This window comes from Asanoa sp. NPDC050611 (assembly GCF_040654855.1).
In the GTDB taxonomy this organism is placed as follows: domain Bacteria; phylum Actinomycetota; class Actinomycetes; order Mycobacteriales; family Micromonosporaceae; genus Asanoa.
On sequence record NZ_JBFAIU010000063.1, the window covers coordinates 1 to 17,596 of the forward strand.

The 17,596-nt window shown below is 71.2% G+C and carries 18 protein-coding genes and 1 pseudogene; 10 read left to right on the forward strand and 9 right to left on the reverse strand.

What is annotated here, in order from left to right:
* The 5 genes and pseudogenes from AB0H87_RS12700 to AB0H87_RS12720 all read right to left on the reverse strand — a co-directional run.
* On the reverse strand, window positions 1-498 hold a 498-nt coding region (locus tag AB0H87_RS12700; protein ID WP_360143314.1), incomplete at its 3' end, for an alpha-amylase family glycosyl hydrolase.
* A 10-nt stretch (window positions 499-508) separates the two neighbouring features.
* A complete protein-coding gene (gene glgX, locus AB0H87_RS12705) occupies window positions 509-2,629 on the reverse strand; it encodes a glycogen debranching protein GlgX (RefSeq protein WP_360143316.1) in 2,121 nt (706 codons plus the stop codon).
* Window positions 2,630-2,763: 134 nt separating this feature from the next.
* Window positions 2,764-4,047: a citrate synthase gene (locus AB0H87_RS12710; protein WP_360143318.1), complete on the reverse strand. Its 1,284-nt coding sequence runs from the start codon at window positions 4,045-4,047 to the stop codon at window positions 2,764-2,766.
* A gap of 126 nt (window positions 4,048-4,173) precedes the next feature.
* A complete protein-coding gene (locus AB0H87_RS12715) occupies window positions 4,174-6,228 on the reverse strand; it encodes a sulfatase-like hydrolase/transferase (protein WP_360143320.1) in 2,055 nt (684 codons plus the stop codon).
* A pseudogene (locus AB0H87_RS12720) lies at window positions 6,221-6,607 on the reverse strand (methyltransferase); the annotation flags it as partial. The pseudogene AB0H87_RS12720 and the gene AB0H87_RS12715, both read right to left, overlap by 8 nt.
* Between AB0H87_RS12720 and AB0H87_RS12725 the strand changes: the two are divergent.
* The 6 genes from AB0H87_RS12725 (at window position 6,591) to AB0H87_RS12750 (ending at window position 11,929) form a co-directional block, all read left to right on the forward strand.
* On the forward strand, window positions 6,591-7,277 hold the full coding sequence (locus tag AB0H87_RS12725) for a sugar ABC transporter permease (protein WP_360143322.1): 687 nt from the start codon (window positions 6,591-6,593) through the stop codon (window positions 7,275-7,277). The pseudogene AB0H87_RS12720 and the gene AB0H87_RS12725 sit on opposite strands and share 17 nt — an antisense overlap.
* A complete protein-coding gene (locus AB0H87_RS12730) occupies window positions 7,277-8,143 on the forward strand; it encodes a carbohydrate ABC transporter permease (RefSeq protein WP_360143324.1) in 867 nt (288 codons plus the stop codon). Before AB0H87_RS12725 ends, AB0H87_RS12730 begins: the two co-directional genes overlap by 1 nt.
* A 7-nt stretch (window positions 8,144-8,150) precedes the next feature.
* Window positions 8,151-9,383 carry an ROK family protein gene (locus AB0H87_RS12735; protein WP_360143326.1) on the forward strand — a complete coding sequence of 411 codons (1,233 nt, stop codon included), beginning with the start codon at window positions 8,151-8,153 and terminating at the stop codon, window positions 9,381-9,383.
* Window positions 9,384-9,426: 43 nt separating this feature from the next.
* The gene (locus tag AB0H87_RS12740) at window positions 9,427-10,221 is read left to right on the forward strand and encodes a methyltransferase domain-containing protein (protein ID WP_360143328.1); all 795 of its coding nucleotides are present in this window, start codon (window positions 9,427-9,429) and stop codon (window positions 10,219-10,221) included.
* Window positions 10,222-10,377: 156 nt separating this feature from the next.
* Window positions 10,378-11,058, forward strand: a complete 681-nt coding sequence (locus AB0H87_RS12745) for a hypothetical protein (protein ID WP_360143330.1) — start codon at window positions 10,378-10,380, stop codon at window positions 11,056-11,058.
* A 13-nt stretch (window positions 11,059-11,071) separates the two neighbouring features.
* A complete protein-coding gene (locus AB0H87_RS12750) occupies window positions 11,072-11,929 on the forward strand; it encodes a Gfo/Idh/MocA family oxidoreductase (RefSeq protein WP_360143332.1) in 858 nt (285 codons plus the stop codon).
* Here AB0H87_RS12750 and AB0H87_RS12755 read toward each other — a convergent pair.
* A complete protein-coding gene (locus AB0H87_RS12755; protein WP_360143334.1) occupies window positions 11,919-12,599 on the reverse strand; it encodes a DUF1345 domain-containing protein in 681 nt (226 codons plus the stop codon). The genes AB0H87_RS12750 and AB0H87_RS12755 overlap by 11 nt on opposite strands.
* 102 nt (window positions 12,600-12,701) lie before the next feature.
* On the opposite strand from AB0H87_RS12755, the gene AB0H87_RS12760 reads away from it, so the two are divergent.
* Together AB0H87_RS12760 and AB0H87_RS12765 are read left to right on the forward strand one after the other, a co-directional pair.
* The gene (locus AB0H87_RS12760) at window positions 12,702-13,595 is read left to right on the forward strand and encodes a hypothetical protein (RefSeq protein WP_360143336.1); all 894 of its coding nucleotides are present in this window, start codon (window positions 12,702-12,704) and stop codon (window positions 13,593-13,595) included.
* 23 nt (window positions 13,596-13,618) lie between these two features.
* Window positions 13,619-14,605: a hypothetical protein gene (locus tag AB0H87_RS12765; protein ID WP_360143338.1), complete on the forward strand. Its 987-nt coding sequence runs from the start codon at window positions 13,619-13,621 to the stop codon at window positions 14,603-14,605.
* Here AB0H87_RS12765 and AB0H87_RS12770 read toward each other — a convergent pair.
* The 3 genes from AB0H87_RS12770 to AB0H87_RS12780 are packed head-to-tail and all read right to left on the reverse strand — an operon-like array spanning window position 14,582 to window position 16,237.
* Window positions 14,582-15,076, reverse strand: coding sequence for a DUF1992 domain-containing protein (locus tag AB0H87_RS12770; protein ID WP_360143340.1), 495 nt, complete (start codon window positions 15,074-15,076; stop codon window positions 14,582-14,584). The genes AB0H87_RS12765 and AB0H87_RS12770 overlap by 24 nt on opposite strands.
* A gap of 13 nt (window positions 15,077-15,089) precedes the next feature.
* Window positions 15,090-16,055, reverse strand: a complete 966-nt coding sequence (locus tag AB0H87_RS12775; RefSeq protein WP_360143342.1) for an N-acetylmuramoyl-L-alanine amidase — start codon at window positions 16,053-16,055, stop codon at window positions 15,090-15,092.
* Window positions 16,055-16,237, reverse strand: coding sequence for a hypothetical protein (locus AB0H87_RS12780; RefSeq protein ID WP_360143344.1), 183 nt, complete (start codon window positions 16,235-16,237; stop codon window positions 16,055-16,057). The genes AB0H87_RS12775 and AB0H87_RS12780 overlap by 1 nt, the downstream gene beginning before the upstream one ends.
* A 133-nt stretch (window positions 16,238-16,370) precedes the next feature.
* Between AB0H87_RS12780 and AB0H87_RS12785 the strand changes: the two genes are divergently transcribed.
* Entirely contained in the window at window positions 16,371-17,195 is an 825-nt protein-coding gene (locus AB0H87_RS12785) for an LLM class F420-dependent oxidoreductase (protein WP_360143346.1), read from the forward strand.
* Window positions 17,192-17,593, forward strand: coding sequence for a TIGR03668 family PPOX class F420-dependent oxidoreductase (locus AB0H87_RS12790; protein WP_360143348.1), 402 nt, complete (start codon window positions 17,192-17,194; stop codon window positions 17,591-17,593). The genes AB0H87_RS12785 and AB0H87_RS12790 overlap by 4 nt, the downstream gene beginning before the upstream one ends.
* Window positions 17,594-17,596 lie beyond the last annotated feature (3 nt).

A 17,596-nucleotide genomic window follows, 5' to 3' on the forward strand; every position in this document is an offset into this window, starting at 1 on the left:
GGTGCCGGCACCGGTCCCCGGCGCGATCGGGTAACGGTGCTCGTAGTAGCGCAGCTCCCCGTCCTCGACCCGGACGGCGTCGAGGTCGCCGTCGGAGCCCAGGACCGGGACCAGGATCCGGTCCCGGGACCAGTCGATGTCGAACCATTCGGCGTACGCGGACTCCCGCCCGTTGCGCAGCACGTCCCACCAGGCGGGGTTGGCCGCGGGCGCGGCGATGCCCACGTGGTTGGGCACGATGTCGACGACGAAGCCCAGCCGCGCGCCGCGCAGCGCGGTGACCAGGCGCTGCCGGCCGGCCTCACCGCCGAGGCGCGGGTTGGCCGACCGGTGGTCGACCACGTCGTAGTTGTGCTCCGAGCCCGGCGCGGCGGTCAGCAGCGGCGCGCTGTAGAGGTGGCTGACGCCGAGGTCGGCGAGGTAGCCGGCGATCGTGGCGGTGTCGTCGAAGGTGAAGTCGGGGCGGATCTGGACGCGGTAGGTTGCGGTCGGCGCCATACCCCGGGCCTTACACGGTGCGGTCGAGGACGACGAGGGACCGGTCCGGCACCAGGAATGACGCGCCCGCCTCCACCACCACTTGCTGCCCCTCTCCCGGGTACTCGGCCGTGCTGATCACGGCTTCCCACTTCTGTCCGTACTCATGCCCCGGCACGGTGAACCGCAACCCGTCGTCGTGCGCGTTGAAGCAGAGCAGGAACGAGTTGTCGAGGTGGCGCTGGCCGTACTGGCCGCGCTCGCGGATGCCCTCGCCGTTGACGAAGAGCATCACCGCGCGACCGAAGTGGTTGCCCCAGTCCTCGTTGGTCATCTCCCGGCCGCCCGGGGTGAACCACGCGAGGTCCGCCAGCGGTGCGCCGGCGCTGCGGGTCTGCACCGGCAGCCCGGTGAAGAACCGGCGGCGGCGGAACACCCGGTGCCGGGCGCGGAACGCCGTCAGCTTGCGGACGAACTCCAGCAGGTGCTCGTCGACGTCCTCCCAGTCGACCCAGCTCAGCTCGTTGTCCTGGCAGTACGCGTTGTTGTTGCCGTGCTGGGTGCGGCCCAGCTCGTCGCCGTGCCCGATCATCGGAACGCCCTGCGAGAGCAGCAGCGTGGCGAGGAAGTTGCGGCGCTGCCGGGCCCGCAGCGCGAGCACGCCGGGGTTGTCGGTCGGCCCCTCAACCCCGCAGTTCCACGAGCGGTTGTGGCTCTCGCCGTCGCGGTTGTCCTCCGCGTTGGCCTGGTTGTGCTTGTCGTTGTAGGACACCAGGTCGTTGAGCGTGAACCCGTCGTGGCAGGTGACGAAGTTGATGCTGTGGAACGGCCGGCGGCCGTCGTCCTGGTAGAGGTCGGCCGACCCGGAGATCCGGGACGCGAATTCGGCCAGCGTCGCCGGCTCGCCGCGCCAGAAGTCGCGTACGGTGTCGCGGTATTTTCCGTTCCACTCGGTCCACACCGGCGGGAAGTTGCCGACCTGGTAGCCGCCCGGTCCGATGTCCCAGGGCTCCGCGATCAGCTTCACCTGGCTGACCACCGGATCCTGCTGCACGACCTCGAAGAACGTCGACAGGCGGTCGACCTCGTAGAACTCGCGGGCCAGCGTCGCCGCCAGGTCGAACCGGAACCCGTCGACGTGCATCTCCTCGACCCAGTAACGCAGCGAGTCCATGATCAGCTGCAGCGAGTGCGGGCTGCGCATGTTGAGGCTGTTGCCCGTGCCCGTGTAGTCGACGTAGTAGCGCCTGTCCTGGTCGGAGAGCCGGTAGTAGCTGGGGTTGTCGATGCCTTTGAAGCCCAGGGTCGGGCCCAGGTGGTTGCCCTCGGCGGTGTGGTTGTAGACGACGTCGAGGATCACCTCGATGCCGGCCGCGTGCAGGGTCTTCACCATGCCGCGGAACTCCTGCACCTGCTGACCGAGCCGGCCCATCGCCGAGTAGCCGTGGTACGGCGCGAAGAACCCGATGGTGTTGTAGCCCCAGTAGTTGCGCAGCCCCAGGTCGGAGAGCCGGTTGTCGTGCACGAACTGGTGCACCGGCATCAGCTCGATCGCCGTCACGCCCATCCGCTTGAGATGGTCGACGATCGCCGGATGACCGATTCCGGCGTACGTGCCGCGCAGCTCCTCCGGGACGCCCGGATGCCTGCGGGTCAGCCCGCGGACGTGCGCCTCATAGATGACCGACTCGTGGTACGGGATCCGCGGCGGGCGGTCGTTGCCCCAGTCGAAGTAGGGGTTGACCACGACCGCCTTGGGCACGAACGGCGCCGAGTCGGTGGTCGACATCCGGTCGGGGTCGTCGAAGTCGTAGTCGTAGACCGCCGGGTCCCACCGGACGTCGTCGTCGATCGCCTTCGCGTACGGGTCGAGCAGCAGCTTGTTGGGGTTGCAGCGCAGACCCGCGCCGGGGTCGAAGCGGCCGTGCACCCGGTAGCCGTAGCGCTGGCCGGGCTCCACGCCGGGCAGGTAGGCGTGCCAGACGTAGGCGTCGACCTCCTGCATGGTGACCCGGCGTTCGTTGCCGAGCCCCCACTCGTCGAACAGGCACAGCTCGACCCCCTCGGCGACCTCGGAGAAGATCGCGAAGTTCGTGCCGGTGCCGTCGTACGTGGCACCCAATGGGTATCGCTGGCCGGGCCAGACCTGCATGTGACGCGTGCCTCCTGTGTAGGAGCAGCACCGGCCGGGTCCCGGCCGGTGCCGCATATTGCCCCACCGACGGTAGCGTCAATCCGCGGGATCGTCCGTGGACGACCTGGTCGCGTGTTTTGCCAGATCTTGGGTCAGCGCTGCTCGATGCCGACGTAGTCGCGCTTGGCGGCACCCGTGTAGAGCTGCCGCGGGCGGCCGATCTTGGTGGCCGGGTCGGCGATCATCTCGCGCCACTGCGCGATCCACCCGGGCAGCCGGCCCAGGGCGAACAGCACGGTGAACATCTTGGTGGGGAAGCCCATCGCCTTGTAGATGAGGCCGGTGTAGAAGTCGACGTTCGGGTAGAGCTTGCGCGACACGAAGAAGTCATCGGCCAGCGCGATCTCCTCGAGCTGCATGGCCAGATCGAGCAGCGGGTCGGCCTTGGACATGCGGGAGAGCACGTCCTGGGCGGACTTCTTGACGATCGCGGCGCGCGGGTCGTAGTTCTTGTAGACCCGGTGCCCGAAGCCCATCAGCTTGACGCCAGCCTCGCGGTTCTTGACCTTGTTGACGAACGCCTTGACGTCGCCGCCGTCCCGCTGGATCTGGTGGAGCATCTCCAGCACGGCCTGGTTGGCGCCGCCGTGCAGCGGGCCCATCAGCGCGTTCACGCCGGCCGCGACCGAGACGAACATGTTGGCGTTGGCCGAGCCGACCAGGCGCACCGTCGAGGTGGAGCAGTTCTGCTCGTGGTCGGCGTGCAGGATGAACAGCATGTCGAGGGCCTTGGCCATGACCGGGTCGACCTCGTACTTCGTCGCCGGCACGCCGAAGGTCATGCGCAGGAAGTCCTCGACGTAGCCGAGCGAGTTGTCCGGGTACAGCAGCGGCTGGCCGATCGACTTCTTGTACGCGTACGACGCGATGGTCGGCACCTTGGCCAGCATCCGGATCGTGGAGATCTCGACCTGGTCGCGGTCGAACGGGTCGAGGCTGTCCTGGTAGAAGGTCGACAGCGCGCTGACGGCCGAGGAGAGCACCGGCATCGGGTGCGCGTCACGCGGGAAGCCGTCGAAGAACCCGCGGAAGTCCTCGTGGAGCAGGGTGTGCATGCGGATCTTGTCGGTGAACTCGGCCAGCTGGTCGGCCGTCGGCAGCTCGCCGTAGATCAGCAGGTAGGTGACCTCGAGGAAGGACGAGTGCTCGGCGAGCTGCTCGATCGGGTACCCGCGGTAGCGGAGGATCCCCTCGTCGCCGTCGATGTACGTGATCTCCGACTGGGTCGCGGCGGTGTTGACGAAACCCGGGTCGTAGGTGACGTAACCGGTCTCCTTCAACAGCGCGCCGACGTCGAGGCCCGCTGGGCCCTCCACGGCCGGGCGTACCGCCATCGAAAGCTGTCCGGCCGGGTGGTCTAGCTTGACATCGGTCATCAGGTCCTCGCTTTTGACGGGTGGGGGGATGTCACGTCGTTGTTACGCCTCGGTACAACGGTAATCGTTCGACCTGATCGGCCGGAATCTCGCCCTGGTCCCCCGTCGCGAGGGATTTGCCACACCTCAGTTGGTACGAAGCCGGCGTAGCTGGTCGCCGGCCACCTCGTACACGGCGACGGTGTTGGTTCCTGGGACGAAAAGCCCCTCATCCTGGACGAGCGCCGCGAACCGCCGACCCTGCTTGTCGGCCCAGGTGGCCTGGGTGACGGCGCCGATCGTGCCGTTGACCGCGATCGCGAGTGGCGTGCCGTCACGGATCGTGTCCGGCAGCTCACCGTAGACCAGCGCGGGCAGCACGCCCGTCTCCGGCGCGACGTCGGCGTACGCGGAGGCATTGTCGATTTTCACCCGCAGCCCGGCCCCTTCGCTGACCGTCAGCGTGTCGATCTTCTTTCCGACGAGCTCCGGCCGGATCCGTGCCGCCATGTGCGGCCCGGCCTGACCCGAGATGATCTTCTGGAACGTGGTCGTATCGGAGACGTTGACCGGTTTGCCGGGTAGATCGCTGTAGACGTGGTCGTGGCTGTTCCGTGGCGGCGCGCTGGCCGGGCGGCCGTCGACCTCCCACGGCACATTGACGCCGGCCAGCTCGGCGACCGTCGGCAGCAGGTCGACGTGCTGCCAGTTGCGGTCGTCGACCTGCTGGGTCTGCTGTCCGGGCGTCTTGACGAAGAGCGGCACCCAGAGCACCTCTTCGGGCGAGGCCTGCACGGCGCCCATCCCCCGGCCCTGGTGGTTCATGGTGAACGAGACGCCGTGGTCGGCGGTCACCACCAGCACGGCCCGGTCCCAGAGGCCGGTCTGCTTCATCCGGTCGATCATCTTGCCGACCAGCAGGTCCGTGTAGCCGACCTGGGCCAGGTGCCGGTCCCGGGCTGTCTCGACCCAGCCGGGCCCGTCGAGCGGGAAGTCCTCCGGCGCCTCGTAACGGGTGCCGGACGGCAGGTAGTTCCACGGCGTGTGCGGCATCAGCAGGTGCAGGAAGTGCAGCTTGGGCCGCGGGGCCGGGGTCAGCCCGTCCAGGAACGCGGTGAACCGGGACGGCTGGTTGTCGTCAAGGCTGTCCCAGCGGAACTTCGGGTCACCGGGCGCCACGCCGGAGCGGGCCTCCGCGATCGTGGCCTCGCGGTAGGTGGCCTCGGGGTCGTCGGCCGGCTCGTCCCGCGGTGAGGCGATCTGGCGGAACAGCCCGGCCACCTCCTTGAGCAGTGCCTTGAGGCCGCCCGGCTTGTTCTGCTCGGCCGCCGCGTCGCACTCGCTCGGCGGGCAGAGCTCGGTGATCGTCTCCTGCACGTCGGTGTCGTAGGTGCCGCCGAGCAGGGTGAACAGGTTGTCGGGGTAGGCCGCGTAGTGCGGTGCGACCTCCTTGCCCGGGTGCTTGCCGGTGAGCATGGCGGGCATCGCGTACGGGGTCCAGCCGCTGACGCCCGTCGCGTTGCGGTACCAGGTCGAGCTGTCGGCCAGCGTGGCGATGTTCGGGTACTTCGCGCGATCGATCTTCCCGTCGGGCCCGAGCAGGGACACCAGTGGGAACTCGTCGAGCATCAGCATGACGACGGGCGGGTGGCTGTCCTTCGTCTGCGTCACGTCGGCGCGGGCCTTGAGGGCGGCCGACGGGAGCACGACGGCGCTCGTCGGCGACGCGAAGGCGAACAGGGCGACGAAGACGAGCGGGCCGACCGCGGCGATGCGCATGAGCTGGCCCGGGACGCGCCAACGCCAATAGGCGTACGCGATGCCGGCCCCGACCGCGACCGCCAGCGCGGCCAGCGGCAGGCCGCGCATCGGCAGGAGCTGCTTGCCGAACTGGATCGCGATCGCGGCGACCAGCAGGCCGACCGTGGTCGCGTGGGTGATCCGGCGGGTCCGCGCTCCGACCAGGCGGGTCAGGGCGCCCACGGTCCAGAGCGCGACCGGCGGCACCAGGGTGACCAGCGCGACGAGGAGGAGGATCTCCGTGCGGCCCGCGCCGTAGAACAGGAAGAAGTCGGGGCTCTTGCCGGTGACGTCGAGCAGGGGCTGGGTGATCGCGAGGCCGCAGAGGGCCAGGATCTCGAGGAACGGGGCGATTTCGCTCCTGGCCCAGCTCTTGACCCGTTGTCTGCGGTTCTCAGTCACGCCGGACGCCCGCGATCAGGGTGCGGCTGCCGCCCGGCAGCGTCTCCCGCCGCGCGATGTCGAAGCGCTCGCCGAGCAGCCGCACGAACGTCTCCGGGTCGTAGTCCGAGAACAGCCCGTCCGGCTTGTTGGCCAGGAGGCGCTGGGCCATCGGGTCCTCGGCGTGGACGAACTCGACGACGACGGTCCGGCCCATGCCGGCCAGCCAGTCGACGATCGCCGGCAGCGGCACGTTGCGGCCGATCGCCAGGTGGTGGACGAGGGCGAGGGCCAGCGTGACGTCCGCTCGTCCTGCCCTTGTCGCGAAACCGGCCCGCTCGATCCCGGCCCAGCCGCCGCCCGGTGACGGGTCGGCGAGGTCCATGACGATCGGCGGCACGGCGTTCTCGATCGTCTTCGGGCTGATCGCCGCACTCGCGCTGCGCAAGCGGTTCCCGGGGCGGACCTTCGTGCGGGCCAGCGTGCTCCTGCCGTACGTGGCGCCCGTGGTCGCGGTGACGTTCGTCTGGGAGATCATGCTGAGCCCGCAGTTCGGGGTCGCCAACGACTGGGGCCAGCGGTTCCTCGGGTGGGACCGGCCGATCGCGTTCCTCAGCCAGCGCGAATACAACCTCTGGGGCCTCGACATCCCGATGGCGCTGATCACGGTGATCGCGTTCGAGGCCTGGCGCTACTTCCCGTTCGCGTTCCTGTTCATCCTGGCCCGGCTGCAGGCGGTCCCGCACGAGCTGGAGGAGGCCGCCGTCGTCGACGGTGCCGCGCCGACCCAGCTGTTCCGGCACATCCTGCTGCCGCAGCTCGGCGCGGTGATCGCCCTGCTGTCGGTGCTGCGGTTCATCATGACGTTCAACAAGTTCGACGACGTCTGGCTGCTCACCGGCGGCGGGGCGGGCACGCAGGTCGCCAGCGTACGCGTGTACGAGTTCCTCACGTCCCGCCTCGACATCGGCGCGGCCGCGGCGCAGGGCCTGGTGCTCGCCGCCGCCCTCGTCATCCTGCTGGTGATCTACCTCAGGTTCTTCGCGCCGCGAGTGGAGGACGAGTCGTGATGGACCGGGCGACCTTCGAGACCCGCCTGTTCGGCGTGCTGCGCTGGGTGGTGATCGCGATCCTGATCGTGGTCACGCTGTTCCCGTTCTACTACATGGTGCTGCTCTCGATCCGGCCGATCGAGCAGGTGCTGAGCAACCCGGGCGACCTCTGGGCGGGCCCGGCCGAGTGGACGGTCTCCACGTACCGCGAGGTGCTCGGCTCGGTCTCCAGCGGCGGCCAGGGGTTCGTGGGGCTGATCGGCAACACGCTGCTCGTCGCGGTATCGGCGACGATCCTGACGCTGCTGGTGTCGCTGCCCGGCTCGTACGCCGTGAGCCGCCTGCAGTTCGTCGGCCGCCGCCAGGTGCACTTCCTGTTCCTGGCCATCTACCTGTTCCCGGCGATCCTGCTGGCGATCCCGCTGTTCACCGTGTTCACGCGGCTCGGGCTGCGCGGGTCGCTGGCCGGGTTGATCATCGTCTACATCGCCCAGACCATCCCGGTCTCGATCTACATGCTGCGCAACTACCTGACCACGATCCCGGAAAGCCTCGAAGAGGCGGCCGCCGTCGACGGTTACAGCAGGTTACAGACCCTCCGTAAGGTAATCTTGCCGCTCGCGGCACCGGCCGTGATGGCGAACGCACTCTACGTCTTCATGATTGCCTGGAACGAGTACCTGTTCGCCCTCCTCTTCCTGGTCGAGAACCGTGGCAACTGGACGGTTTCCCTCGGCCTCGCCCAGCTGTCCGGAGGCATCGAAGTGAGCAAGACGGTTTTGATGGCCGGGTCGGTGGTGCTTACCCTGCCCATCGTGATCATCTTCTTCGCCACGGAACGACTGCTGACGGAGGGGCTGACCGCCGGTGCCGACAAGGGATAGGCCACCCGTGCAGGGCGGCCCACCCGGTTCGCCGGCCGTCGTACGCGGTGCGGCCGGCAACCAGAACTCGGCCGGGAACCTGCTCTGGCTGGTCCGGACGGGCCGGGCCCGCACGCGGTCCGAGCTGCAGTCCTACACGGGGCTGTCCCGGTCGACGCTGGTGGCGCGGATCGACGCGCTGCTGGCCGCGGGCTACCTGCGGCGGTCCGGGGTCGAGGAGTCGACCGGCGGGCGGCCGGCCGAGCTGCTGGAGTTCGACACCGACCACGGGGTGGTGCTGGTCGCGGATCTCGGCGCGAACCACGCCCGGGCGGCGGTGCTGGACGCGGGCGGCGCGTTGCTGCACGAGGAGCACGAGCACATCAAGATCGGCTCGGGCCCGTCGTTCGTGCTGGACTGGGTCGACGCGGCGTTCGGGCGGTTGCTGGCCGCGTCCGGGCAGGCGCGGGAGCGGGTGCGGGGGATCGGGGTCGGGGTGCCGGGCCCGGTGGAATATGACGCCGGCGTCGTGACCGAGCCGCCGATCATGCCGGGCTGGGACGGGGTGCCGATCGCGGACCGGCTGCGGTCGACCTGGGGTTGCCCGGTCTTCGTCGACAACGACGCCAACCTGATGGCGCTGGGGGAGCAGGTCGCGTTCTATCCCGACTGCCCGGCGTTGCTGCTGGTCAAGGTCGCGACGGGGATCGGCGCGGGGATCGTGGTCGAGGGGCGGGTGTACCGCGGGATCGACGGCGGCGCCGGCGACATCGGACATATCCGTCTTGCGGGTTTCCCGGATGCCCGTTGCGAGTGCGGCCTCTACGGTTGCCTGTCCGCGGTGGCCAGCGGCCTGGCGCTGGCGCAACGGCTGACGAGCAGCGGCACACCGACGCAGTCGGGCCCGGAGCTGGTGGAGCGCATCCGGGTGGGCCACGGTGAGGCGGTCCACCTGGCCCGCGAGGCCGGGCGCCTGGTGGGCGAGGTCCTGGCGACGGTGGTCTGCCTGGTGAACCCGGGCGTCCTGGTGATCGCGGGCGACCTGGCCGAGACCCACTTCGTGACGGGTGTGCGCGAGATGCTCTACACGTACGCCCTGCCGCGCGCGACCCGGCACCTGGAGGTCGCGACGAGCCGCCTGGGCCCGCAGTCGGCGGTGACGGGGGCACACGCGATGGTGGTCGACGAGATCTACTCGCCGAGCGCGGTCGACGCGGAACTGGCCGCCACGCCGGTCTCGGACCTGTCCCGGAGCCGCTGAAACGCGGTTGCCGCCGGCCCGGGGTGATCGGAACGATTCTCGTGTGGACGAGAACTCGAGGAACGTGGTCGAGTACTACACGAACACCTACGGCGAGGACGGTCGCCTGACGCGGCGACCGCAGGCGCGCCTGGAATGGACGCGCACGCTGGAGCTCCTGCGGGCGACCCTCCCCGCGGCCCCGGCCCGGGTGCTGGACGTCGGCGGCGGGCCGGGCGCCTACGCCCGGGCACTGGCGGCCGACGGCCACCGGGTGCGCCTCGTCGACCTGGTGCCGAGCCACGTGGCCCTGGCCGCGGCGGGTTCGCCGCCGATCGACGCCGCGGTGGGCGACGCCCGCGACCTGCCGGAGCCGACGGACCTCTACGACGCGACGCTGCTGCTGGGCCCGTTGTACCACCTGCTCCACGCCCCGGACCGCCGGCAGGCGTTGCGCGAGGCAGCCCGGGTGACCCGACCGGGCGGGGTGGTCATCGCGGCGGCGATCTCCCGCTTCGCGGGCGCGATCGACTTCGCGTCGACGGCCCGGCTGACGGAGGTGGACGTGGAGATGGCCCGCGCCCTGCTGGTCGACGGCGTCAACGACCCACGCAGCCCGTTCACGCCGGCGTACTTCCACCGGGCCGAGGAACTTGCCGCCGAGTGCGAGTCGGCGGGCCTGACGAACGTGGTGATCCACGGCGTGGAAGGCCCGGCGTGGCCGGCCGCCGAGGCGGCGGTCCACGGCCCGCTGGCGGCGCCCATCTTCACCGCGGCCCTGGAGTTGGCGCGCCTCTACAGCACGGAGGCGGCGTTGGTCGGCGCAAGCGCCCACCTCCTCGCGGTCGCCCGCTCCTGACGCGGGCTCACCCTGAGAAGGGCTGGCGGGGTGCGGCCGACTCGGCCAGGAGCGCCTCCTTGTCCCAAATGCTTGTAGGGCGCCAGCCAGCGCCGTGACGGGCCATGGTTGACCGTTTCCGCGGCTACCGTCCGTCCGGACGGGCATCGTGGAGGCGTGAGCACCGCCAGTTTCCGTGCCGCCGCCAAGCAGTTGGCCGCGCGCGACCCGGTCATGGCCCGGCTCGTGCGGGACGGGCCCGCGCCGCGGATTCCGTTGTGGAAGGAGAGCAACTTCGAGTCGCTCGTACGCGGAATCGTGTTCCAGCAGCTCGCCCGCCCGGCCGCCGTCGCGATTCTCGGCCGGCTCGTGGACGCCGTCGACGGGGAGCTGACCCCCGACACCGTGCTCCCGCTGACCGATGCCACGCTGCGCCAGGTCGGGCTCTCCGCGCGCAAGGTGATCTCGCTGCGTGACCTCGCCACCAAGGTCCGCGACGGCACGGTCATCCTCGACAACCGGCGCCTCGGCCACCTCGACGACGACGAGATCATCCGACGGCTGTCGACGGTCAAGGGCATCGGACCCTGGTCCTCGCAGCTCTTCATGATCTTCCAGCTCCGCCGCCAGGACGTCTGGCCCGTCGGCGATCTCGGCATCCGCCGCGGCTACGGCGTCGCCTACGGAGTGCCCACCCCGACCGAGAAGGAGCTCGAACCCCTCGGCGAGAAGTTCCGCCCGTACCGCAGCACCGCCGCCTGGTACTGCTGGATGGCCGAAGCCGTCCTCGCCGGCCGCAAGGCGACGCTGCCGATCGCCGACGACCCCATCCTCCGCGCCCACGGCCGCAGGGCCTGATTCAATGTCGTCTGTGGAGAGACCGATCCGGGTCGGGCTGGTCGGCTCCGGCCACTGGGCCGAGGCCATGCACGGCCCGACCCTGGCCGCCGGCCCGGAGACCACGCTCGTCGGCGTCTGGGCGCGCGACGCCGGCAAGGCGACGCACCTGGCGCACCGGCTCGGCACCACCGCCGCGCCGACGTTCGACGATCTGCTGGAGGGCTGCGAGGCGGTGGCCTTCGCCGTGCCGCCGGACGTCCAGGCCGACCTCGCGGTCCGCGCCGCCACGGCCGGCCGCGCCCTGCTGCTGGAGAAACCCCTCGCGCTGACCGTGACGGACGCCGAGCGCGTCGCCAAGGCCGTACGCGAGAACGGTGTGGTCAGCCAGCTCGTGCTGACCAAGCGCTATCACCCGCGGACCCGCGCGTTCCTCGCCGAAGCCCAGCGGTTCCAGGCCATCGGCGCCCGCGGCGCCTACCTCCACGGTGGCTTCCTCGACGGTCCCTTCGCCACCGGCTGGCGACAGCGGCACGGCGCCCTGCTCGACCTCGGCCCGCACCTGCTCGATCTGGTCGAGGCCGCCCTCGGGAAGATCGACAAGATCGACCGCCACGGCGACCCCCGACGCTGGCTCGACCTGATCTGCACCCACGACACCGGCGTCAGCAGCCAGTTGGCCCTCTCCGGCGCGGTCGGCATCGAGCGGTCGAAGGCCGGTCTCGAGCTCTACGGCCGGGCCGGCACGGTGGAGATCGACTTCGCCACCGTCGACCACCAGGAGTGCTGGCCGGTCATGAGGGCCGAGTTCGCCCACGCCGTCCGGAGCAACGAACCGCACCCGCTCGACGCCGAGCACGGCCTGCGCCTGCAGCACCTGCTCAGTTGTTGACCAGGCCGGCCAGCAGGTTGATCGCGCCGGCCACGATCGCGACGCCGAACACGTAGGACAGCAGCGCGTGGCCGAGCGCCGTCCGGCGCACCGGTGAGCTGCGCAGCGTCGTGTCGGACACCTGGTAGGTCATCCCGATCGTGAACGCCAGATAGGCGAAGTCGCGATAGGTCGGCTTGTGCTCGGACAACGGCTGGCCGAAGTCGATGCGTACGCCCTGGCTCTGGTAGTCGAGCTTCGCGTACCGCAGCGTGTAGACCGTGTTCATCGTGACCCAGGCGCTGGTCACCGTGAGCACCGCGATCCCGATCAGGACGCCCCGGAACGGGCCGTGCTCGTTCGCCGCCTTGCCGAGCGCGAACCCGACGCCCAGCAGGCTGACCAGGCACGCCGCGGCGAGCAGGGCGGTCGCCGAGCCGTGGGTCTCGTCCTCGCGGCTGGCCAGCTTCTCCGTCTTGTCGCCGTCGGCCTTCATGAAGATCGGCCACACCGAGCCGAGGAAGGCCAGCGACGCGACGTCCCAGCCGGCGATCACCGCCAGCTCCCAGTCGATCGCCCAGACGCCCAGGACGGTCGAGACGACCGCCCAGATGACGATGACCACCGCGGCCCGGCGGATCGCCGGTGCGTGCCAGCCCACCATGCGGTGGTACCGCGTCGGCTCCGGCATGCTGGCCACACTGGACAGTTTTCCAGGCGGACGGCGCGATGATCCAGACACGCCGGATCCCGGTAACCGGACAAACGGCGCAGAACGCGGGAGCATCGAGGCATGGTGCACGCGCAGTCGCTCGCGGACGACCTCGCGGACCGGCGCGACCTCTTCCGGAGCCAGGCCGCCGACTGGAACTGCGGCTACCTCGACCTCGACACCGAGTGGTTCGACCCACACCTGCAGATGGGGTACGACCCTGAGGCGCTCGCCCACGAGGGCTGGCTCCCGCTCCACCACGACGACGAGGGCTACGTGCTCGTGGCCACCGCGGTCGAGCCCACTCCCGAGCGCGTCGCGATGATCGAGGAGGCGGTCGGCGCCCCGGTCTGCCTGGCCGTGACCAGCGACTGGGACCTCGAGGCGGCCATCGCCCGGGCGTACCAGGAGGACCCCGTCGAAGGCGGCCGGCGCCACGGCTGGATCGGCGCCGGGCTCGCGCTGCTGGTGCTCGTCGCGGCGGTCGTCACCGCGCCCATGCCCACGCTGGTCACGATCGCCGTGCTGACCAGCGCCGGCTTCCTGCTCGGCGTCGGTGCCGCGGCCGGCCTGCGGCTGCGCGCGGGTGTCGGCGAGCCGGGCGCCGAGGACCTCCGCACGCTGCTGCACCACCTGCGCCACCCGGGTGCGCTGGTCCGGGAGGTCGGTCTCCGGCGCGCGCCCGCGGTCCTGGTCCGCGGCGGCGGTCCGGCCGCGCAGCTGCTCACGCCGCCCCTCTACGCCATGTCCGTCGCCGCCCTGATGCTGCCCGCCGAGCGGCTCGTGCCCGCCTGGCTGGTCGCGATCGTCCTGGCCAGCCTGCTGGTCGGCAACGCCCTGCTGAGCTACGTCGAGCTGCTGGCCGCGTTCCGGCAGCACCGCGCCCCGTCCGTCGGTGGCGCGTTGCTGCGCCCGTTGCGCTGGCTGCTCAGGTCCGCGGGCGCCTACCGCACCCTGTGGCGGCTGCTCACCTGACCGCACCCGCGAGGAGACCCGGCATGGCAACCGCACCGTCCACCGTCGCGATACCCAGATGGCAGCGGTGGGACGCGGCCGAGGAGCGCCGCCCGCGCACCGCCGGCCGGCGCTGGCTGCTGCGACTCGCGCTGGCGCTGCCGTTCGCGGCCCTGGCGCTGCAGGCCGGCCAGCAGGGTTACGCCGCGACCGGCCTGACCGCGCTCCTGCCGGGCGGCGTCCTGCTCACCTGCCTGACGACCGGGGTCGTGCTCGCGGCGCTGGGGGAGCGGCTGGTCGCCTGGCAGGTGCCGATGCGGCTCGGGCTGCCGCTGGTCCTGGTGCCGGTGCTGGCGTACGCGGGCTCGCAGGATCTCACGGCCATGCTGACGGTGGCGTTCCTGGCGCTGGCGGTCGAGGGGTTCGTCCACTTCGCGGTCGCGGGCCGGTCCGACGGCGCGGTCCGGGCGGGTCTGGCGCTCGCCGCGGCGGTGCTCTGCGATCCGACCGCCATCGTGTACGCGGCCGCGTTCGCCGCCGTCGCGCCGTTCGTCGCGGCGGAGCGCCGCCGGCCGGTGCCGCCGGGCTGGGCGGTCCTGCTGTTCCCGACGCTCGCCGCGACCGCCGGCTGGGCGCTGCTCGACTGGCGGCTCACCGGCGCGGTGGAGATCGCCCTGGACCCGCGCGGCTTGTCGGCCGCCGCCGGCGGGGCGGTGCTGGCGGTGGCGCACACACCGCTCTACGCGGCGATCGCGGTCGTCTACGCGGTGCGCCGGCCCCGGGCGCTGGCCGGCTTCCTGGTCCCGGTCGTGGGCGTGTTCGGGGCACTGCTGGCGGGTCTCGCGTACTCCGCGGTGACCGCTTATCTGCTGCTGACGGTGGTCGCCCTGGTCGCGGTGCCCCGGTCACCGAGCCGGCGACTGGGCGCGTTCCTCGGCACGGTCGCGCTGGCGCAGTGGGCGCTGACGATCACCTGGCCACCGACCAGCCCGGCGTACCAGGACTGGCTACACGTCGTCTGGGGCTTCTGAGCGCCGGCGCCGGAACCAGCGGCGGGTCGTGGGCTCCGGGCGGGGCGCCGGCGGCGGCTGCGGCTGGCGGGCCGCCGCGAAGCGGGCCTCCAGCGCCTCGCGCCAGAGGGTCACCATCGCCTCCACGTCGACCCGGCGCACGGGGACGAACGGCGGCGACGGGCGCAGCTGGTAGTCGAGGATGTCCCGGTTGAGCTCCGCGACCGTCTCCCGGACCCGCTGCTCCGAGGGCAGCCGCCGGATCTCCTCGGGCAGCCGCTCGACCTGCCGGGCCAGCTGGATCGACGGCGGCAGCATGGCCCCGCCCGTGATGCCCTCGCGGCGGATGAACTCCTTGAGCCACCACTGCTCGTCGTAGGGCTCCGAGTGGCCGGGCAGCGGCTTGCCGGCGCCCGGGAGATCGTCGAACTCGCCGTTCTCCCGGGCGGCACGGATCTGCGCCTCGATGATCGACTCGATGCGGTCGCTCATCCACCAACAATAACTAGAGCCTCGTCAGCCGGATCGCGTCGGCGATGACCAGGCCCGTGCCCGAGGTCCAGCGGCTGACCGCGACCCGGTTCGCGTCGCCCGCCGGCAGGGCGAACGTGCCGATCGAGCGCCAGGCGCCGCCGCCCGTGCGCTGGTCGACGTTGACCGTCTGGTTGCCGCCCGTGGTCGCGACGATGTAGGGCGCCGCGCTGTTGTAGCCGGCGTTCGCCGCGTACCAGACGTCGACCCGGTAGGTGCCCGCGCTCGGCACCGCGAACTTGTACCAGGCCGGGTCGCTGGCCGCGACCGGCTCGGAGAACCGGTAGTCGGTGCCGTAGCGCTGCGCCGAGTAGGCCGAGGTGCCCCAGTTGGCGCTCGCGGTGAACCGGCCCGACGTGGTGTTGTCGACGATCTGCGACCAGGTGCCACCGCCACCGCTCATCTTCGCCGCCACGTCGGCGCGCATCACGTCGAGGTCGATGAACGACGGGTCGATCTTGCCGGTGGTGCTGGTCTCGCGGTGCCCTCGGGCATAGCTCGAGTTGCGACCGAGCCGGGTCAGCACCGCGGCGGTCGCGGCGATCGAGGCGTTGTACTGCGCCGTGGTCATCGACTGGCTGACGCCGTTGTAGTCGATCTCCCAGCCGATCATCAGCGTGTTGCCGTCGCCGGCCGGGATCGGGCCGCTGCCGCGGCTGGTGCCGGCGTGGTTGCACCGGCCCGCGGAGATCAGGTGGAACACGCCGTTGTAGTCGACGAGCGCCTGGCACAGCGGCCCGGCCAGGTCGGACCGGCCGTTGATGCAGACGTTCAGCGCCGGGTGGGGGTTGCTGGCGCTGGAGGTGGCGGCGGTGTGGTGCCAGAGCACGCCGATCGGGTCGAACGAGCCGGGGCGGTAGCGGTTGAGCCAGTCACCTTCGACGACGACCGACACACCGGCGCCGCGCAGGACGTCGAGCAACCAGGGAACGTTCGGCATCAGGCACCTCGCGCCAGGCTGGGTTCGGCTTCGATGAGGTCGGCGACGCATTCGGGCGTCCTGGCTCTGGGGGCGGCCGCGGCGGCGGGTGCGTTGGCGGCGACGGTCACGGCCGCGGCGGCCAGGGCGGGCAGGCCGAGCACGGCCCGCCGGCGGAGCCGGCGCGATGGGAAGACGGTCACGGCACTCCTTAGGGGCGACGCGTGTGGTGGGTGAGCCGCACGCTATACCGTGAAGACTGTCTATGTCGATAGTTTCCAATGCGTTTAGGGACAGTGAAGGATACTTTCATCTCGCCCGTGATAGACCTTTGCCATGGAGTTCGGAGTCGGTTACTTCCCCACGTACGACGGCATGAAGCCCGGCGAGGTCGCCCGCCTCGCCGAGGAGCGCGGCGCTGACGCGATCTACTTCGCCGAGCACTCGCACATCCCCGCGGCCGAGACCGAGCGGTATCCCGGTAAACCGCTGCCCAGCAAGTACTGGAAGACGTACGACCTGTTCGTCTCCCTGACCGCCGCCGCCGCGGCCACCACCCGGCTGCGCGTGGCCAGCGGCATCTGCCTGGTCATCGAGCGCGACCCGATCCAGACCGCGAAGGCCGTGGCCAGCGTCGACCACCTCTCCGGCGGCCGCCTCGAGTTCGGCGTCGGAGCCGGGTGGAACCGCGCCGAGATGCGCCACCACGGTACGGATCCGCGGGTACGCATGCGCGTGCTCCAGGAGCGGGTCGAGGCGATGAAGGCGATCTGGACGCAGCACGAGGCCAGCTACTCGGGCCGGTTCGTCAACTTCGAGGGCGTACGCGCGTACCCGAAGCCGGCGCAGCAGCCGCACCCCCCGATCCTGGTCGGCGGTGCCGGACCGACCGTGCTCGACCGGGTGCTGGCGTTCGGCGACGCGTGGTTCCCCAACTACCACGACGGCCTGCTCGACCGGATCGCCGAGCTGCGGTCCCGGGCCGACCGGCCGATCGAGGTGCAGGTCATGACCGTGCCGCCCGACGCGAAGGTGCTGGCGCAGCTGCGCGACGCCGGCGTCCGGCGGGTGGCCCTCTGGCTGCCGTCGGGGCCGCGGTCGCGGGTCGAGCGGGCGTTCGACGAGTGGGAAGCGGCGCTCACGGAGCTCAACCCCGAGTGACGCCGTCGCAGGCCCGCGACCGGTTCGCGGCGGCCCGGGTGGCCCGGCTGGCGACCGTGTCGGCGGACGGCCAACCGCACCTGGTGCCGGTCACGTTCGCGGTCGCCGGCGACACCGTCTACAGCGCCGTCGACGCGAAGCCCAAACGCTCGACGGCGCTGCGGCGGCTGGCCAACGTCGCGGCCGAACCGCGGGTGGCCATGCTGGTCGACGAGTACGACGAGGACTGGTCGAAGCTCTGGTGGGTCCGGGCGGACGGCACCGCCCGGACCCTGCCCGAGTCCGACCCCGAGGCGGTCCGGGCGGCGGAGGCGCTGGCCGCGCGGTATCCCGCCTTCGCGCTCCGCGGCCCGGTGCTCGCCGTCGACGTGGCGCGCTGGGTCGGCTGGTCCGCCTAGGCC

Excerpts from the sequence above, each read along its gene's own strand:
- AB0H87_RS12710 (WP_360143318.1), bottom strand. The coding sequence starts at position 4,047 with ATGACCGATGTCAAGCTAGACCACCCGGCCGGACAGCTTTCGATGGCG.
- AB0H87_RS12765 (WP_360143338.1), top strand. The coding sequence starts at position 13,619 with ATGGCAACCGCACCGTCCACCGTCGCGATACCCAGATGGCAGCGGTGG.
- AB0H87_RS12785 (WP_360143346.1), top strand. The coding sequence starts at position 16,371 with ATGGAGTTCGGAGTCGGTTACTTCCCCACGTACGACGGCATGAAGCCC.
- glgX (WP_360143316.1), bottom strand. The coding sequence starts at position 2,629 with ATGCAGGTCTGGCCCGGCCAGCGATACCCATTGGGTGCCACGTACGAC.
- AB0H87_RS12755 (WP_360143334.1), bottom strand. The coding sequence starts at position 12,599 with ATGCCGGAGCCGACGCGGTACCACCGCATGGTGGGCTGGCACGCACCG.
- AB0H87_RS12730 (WP_360143324.1), top strand. The coding sequence starts at position 7,277 with ATGGACCGGGCGACCTTCGAGACCCGCCTGTTCGGCGTGCTGCGCTGG.
- AB0H87_RS12760 (WP_360143336.1), top strand. The coding sequence starts at position 12,702 with ATGGTGCACGCGCAGTCGCTCGCGGACGACCTCGCGGACCGGCGCGAC.
- AB0H87_RS12770 (WP_360143340.1), bottom strand. The coding sequence starts at position 15,076 with ATGAGCGACCGCATCGAGTCGATCATCGAGGCGCAGATCCGTGCCGCC.
- AB0H87_RS12775 (WP_360143342.1), bottom strand. The coding sequence starts at position 16,055 with ATGCCGAACGTTCCCTGGTTGCTCGACGTCCTGCGCGGCGCCGGTGTG.
- AB0H87_RS12725 (WP_360143322.1), top strand. The coding sequence starts at position 6,591 with ATGACGATCGGCGGCACGGCGTTCTCGATCGTCTTCGGGCTGATCGCC.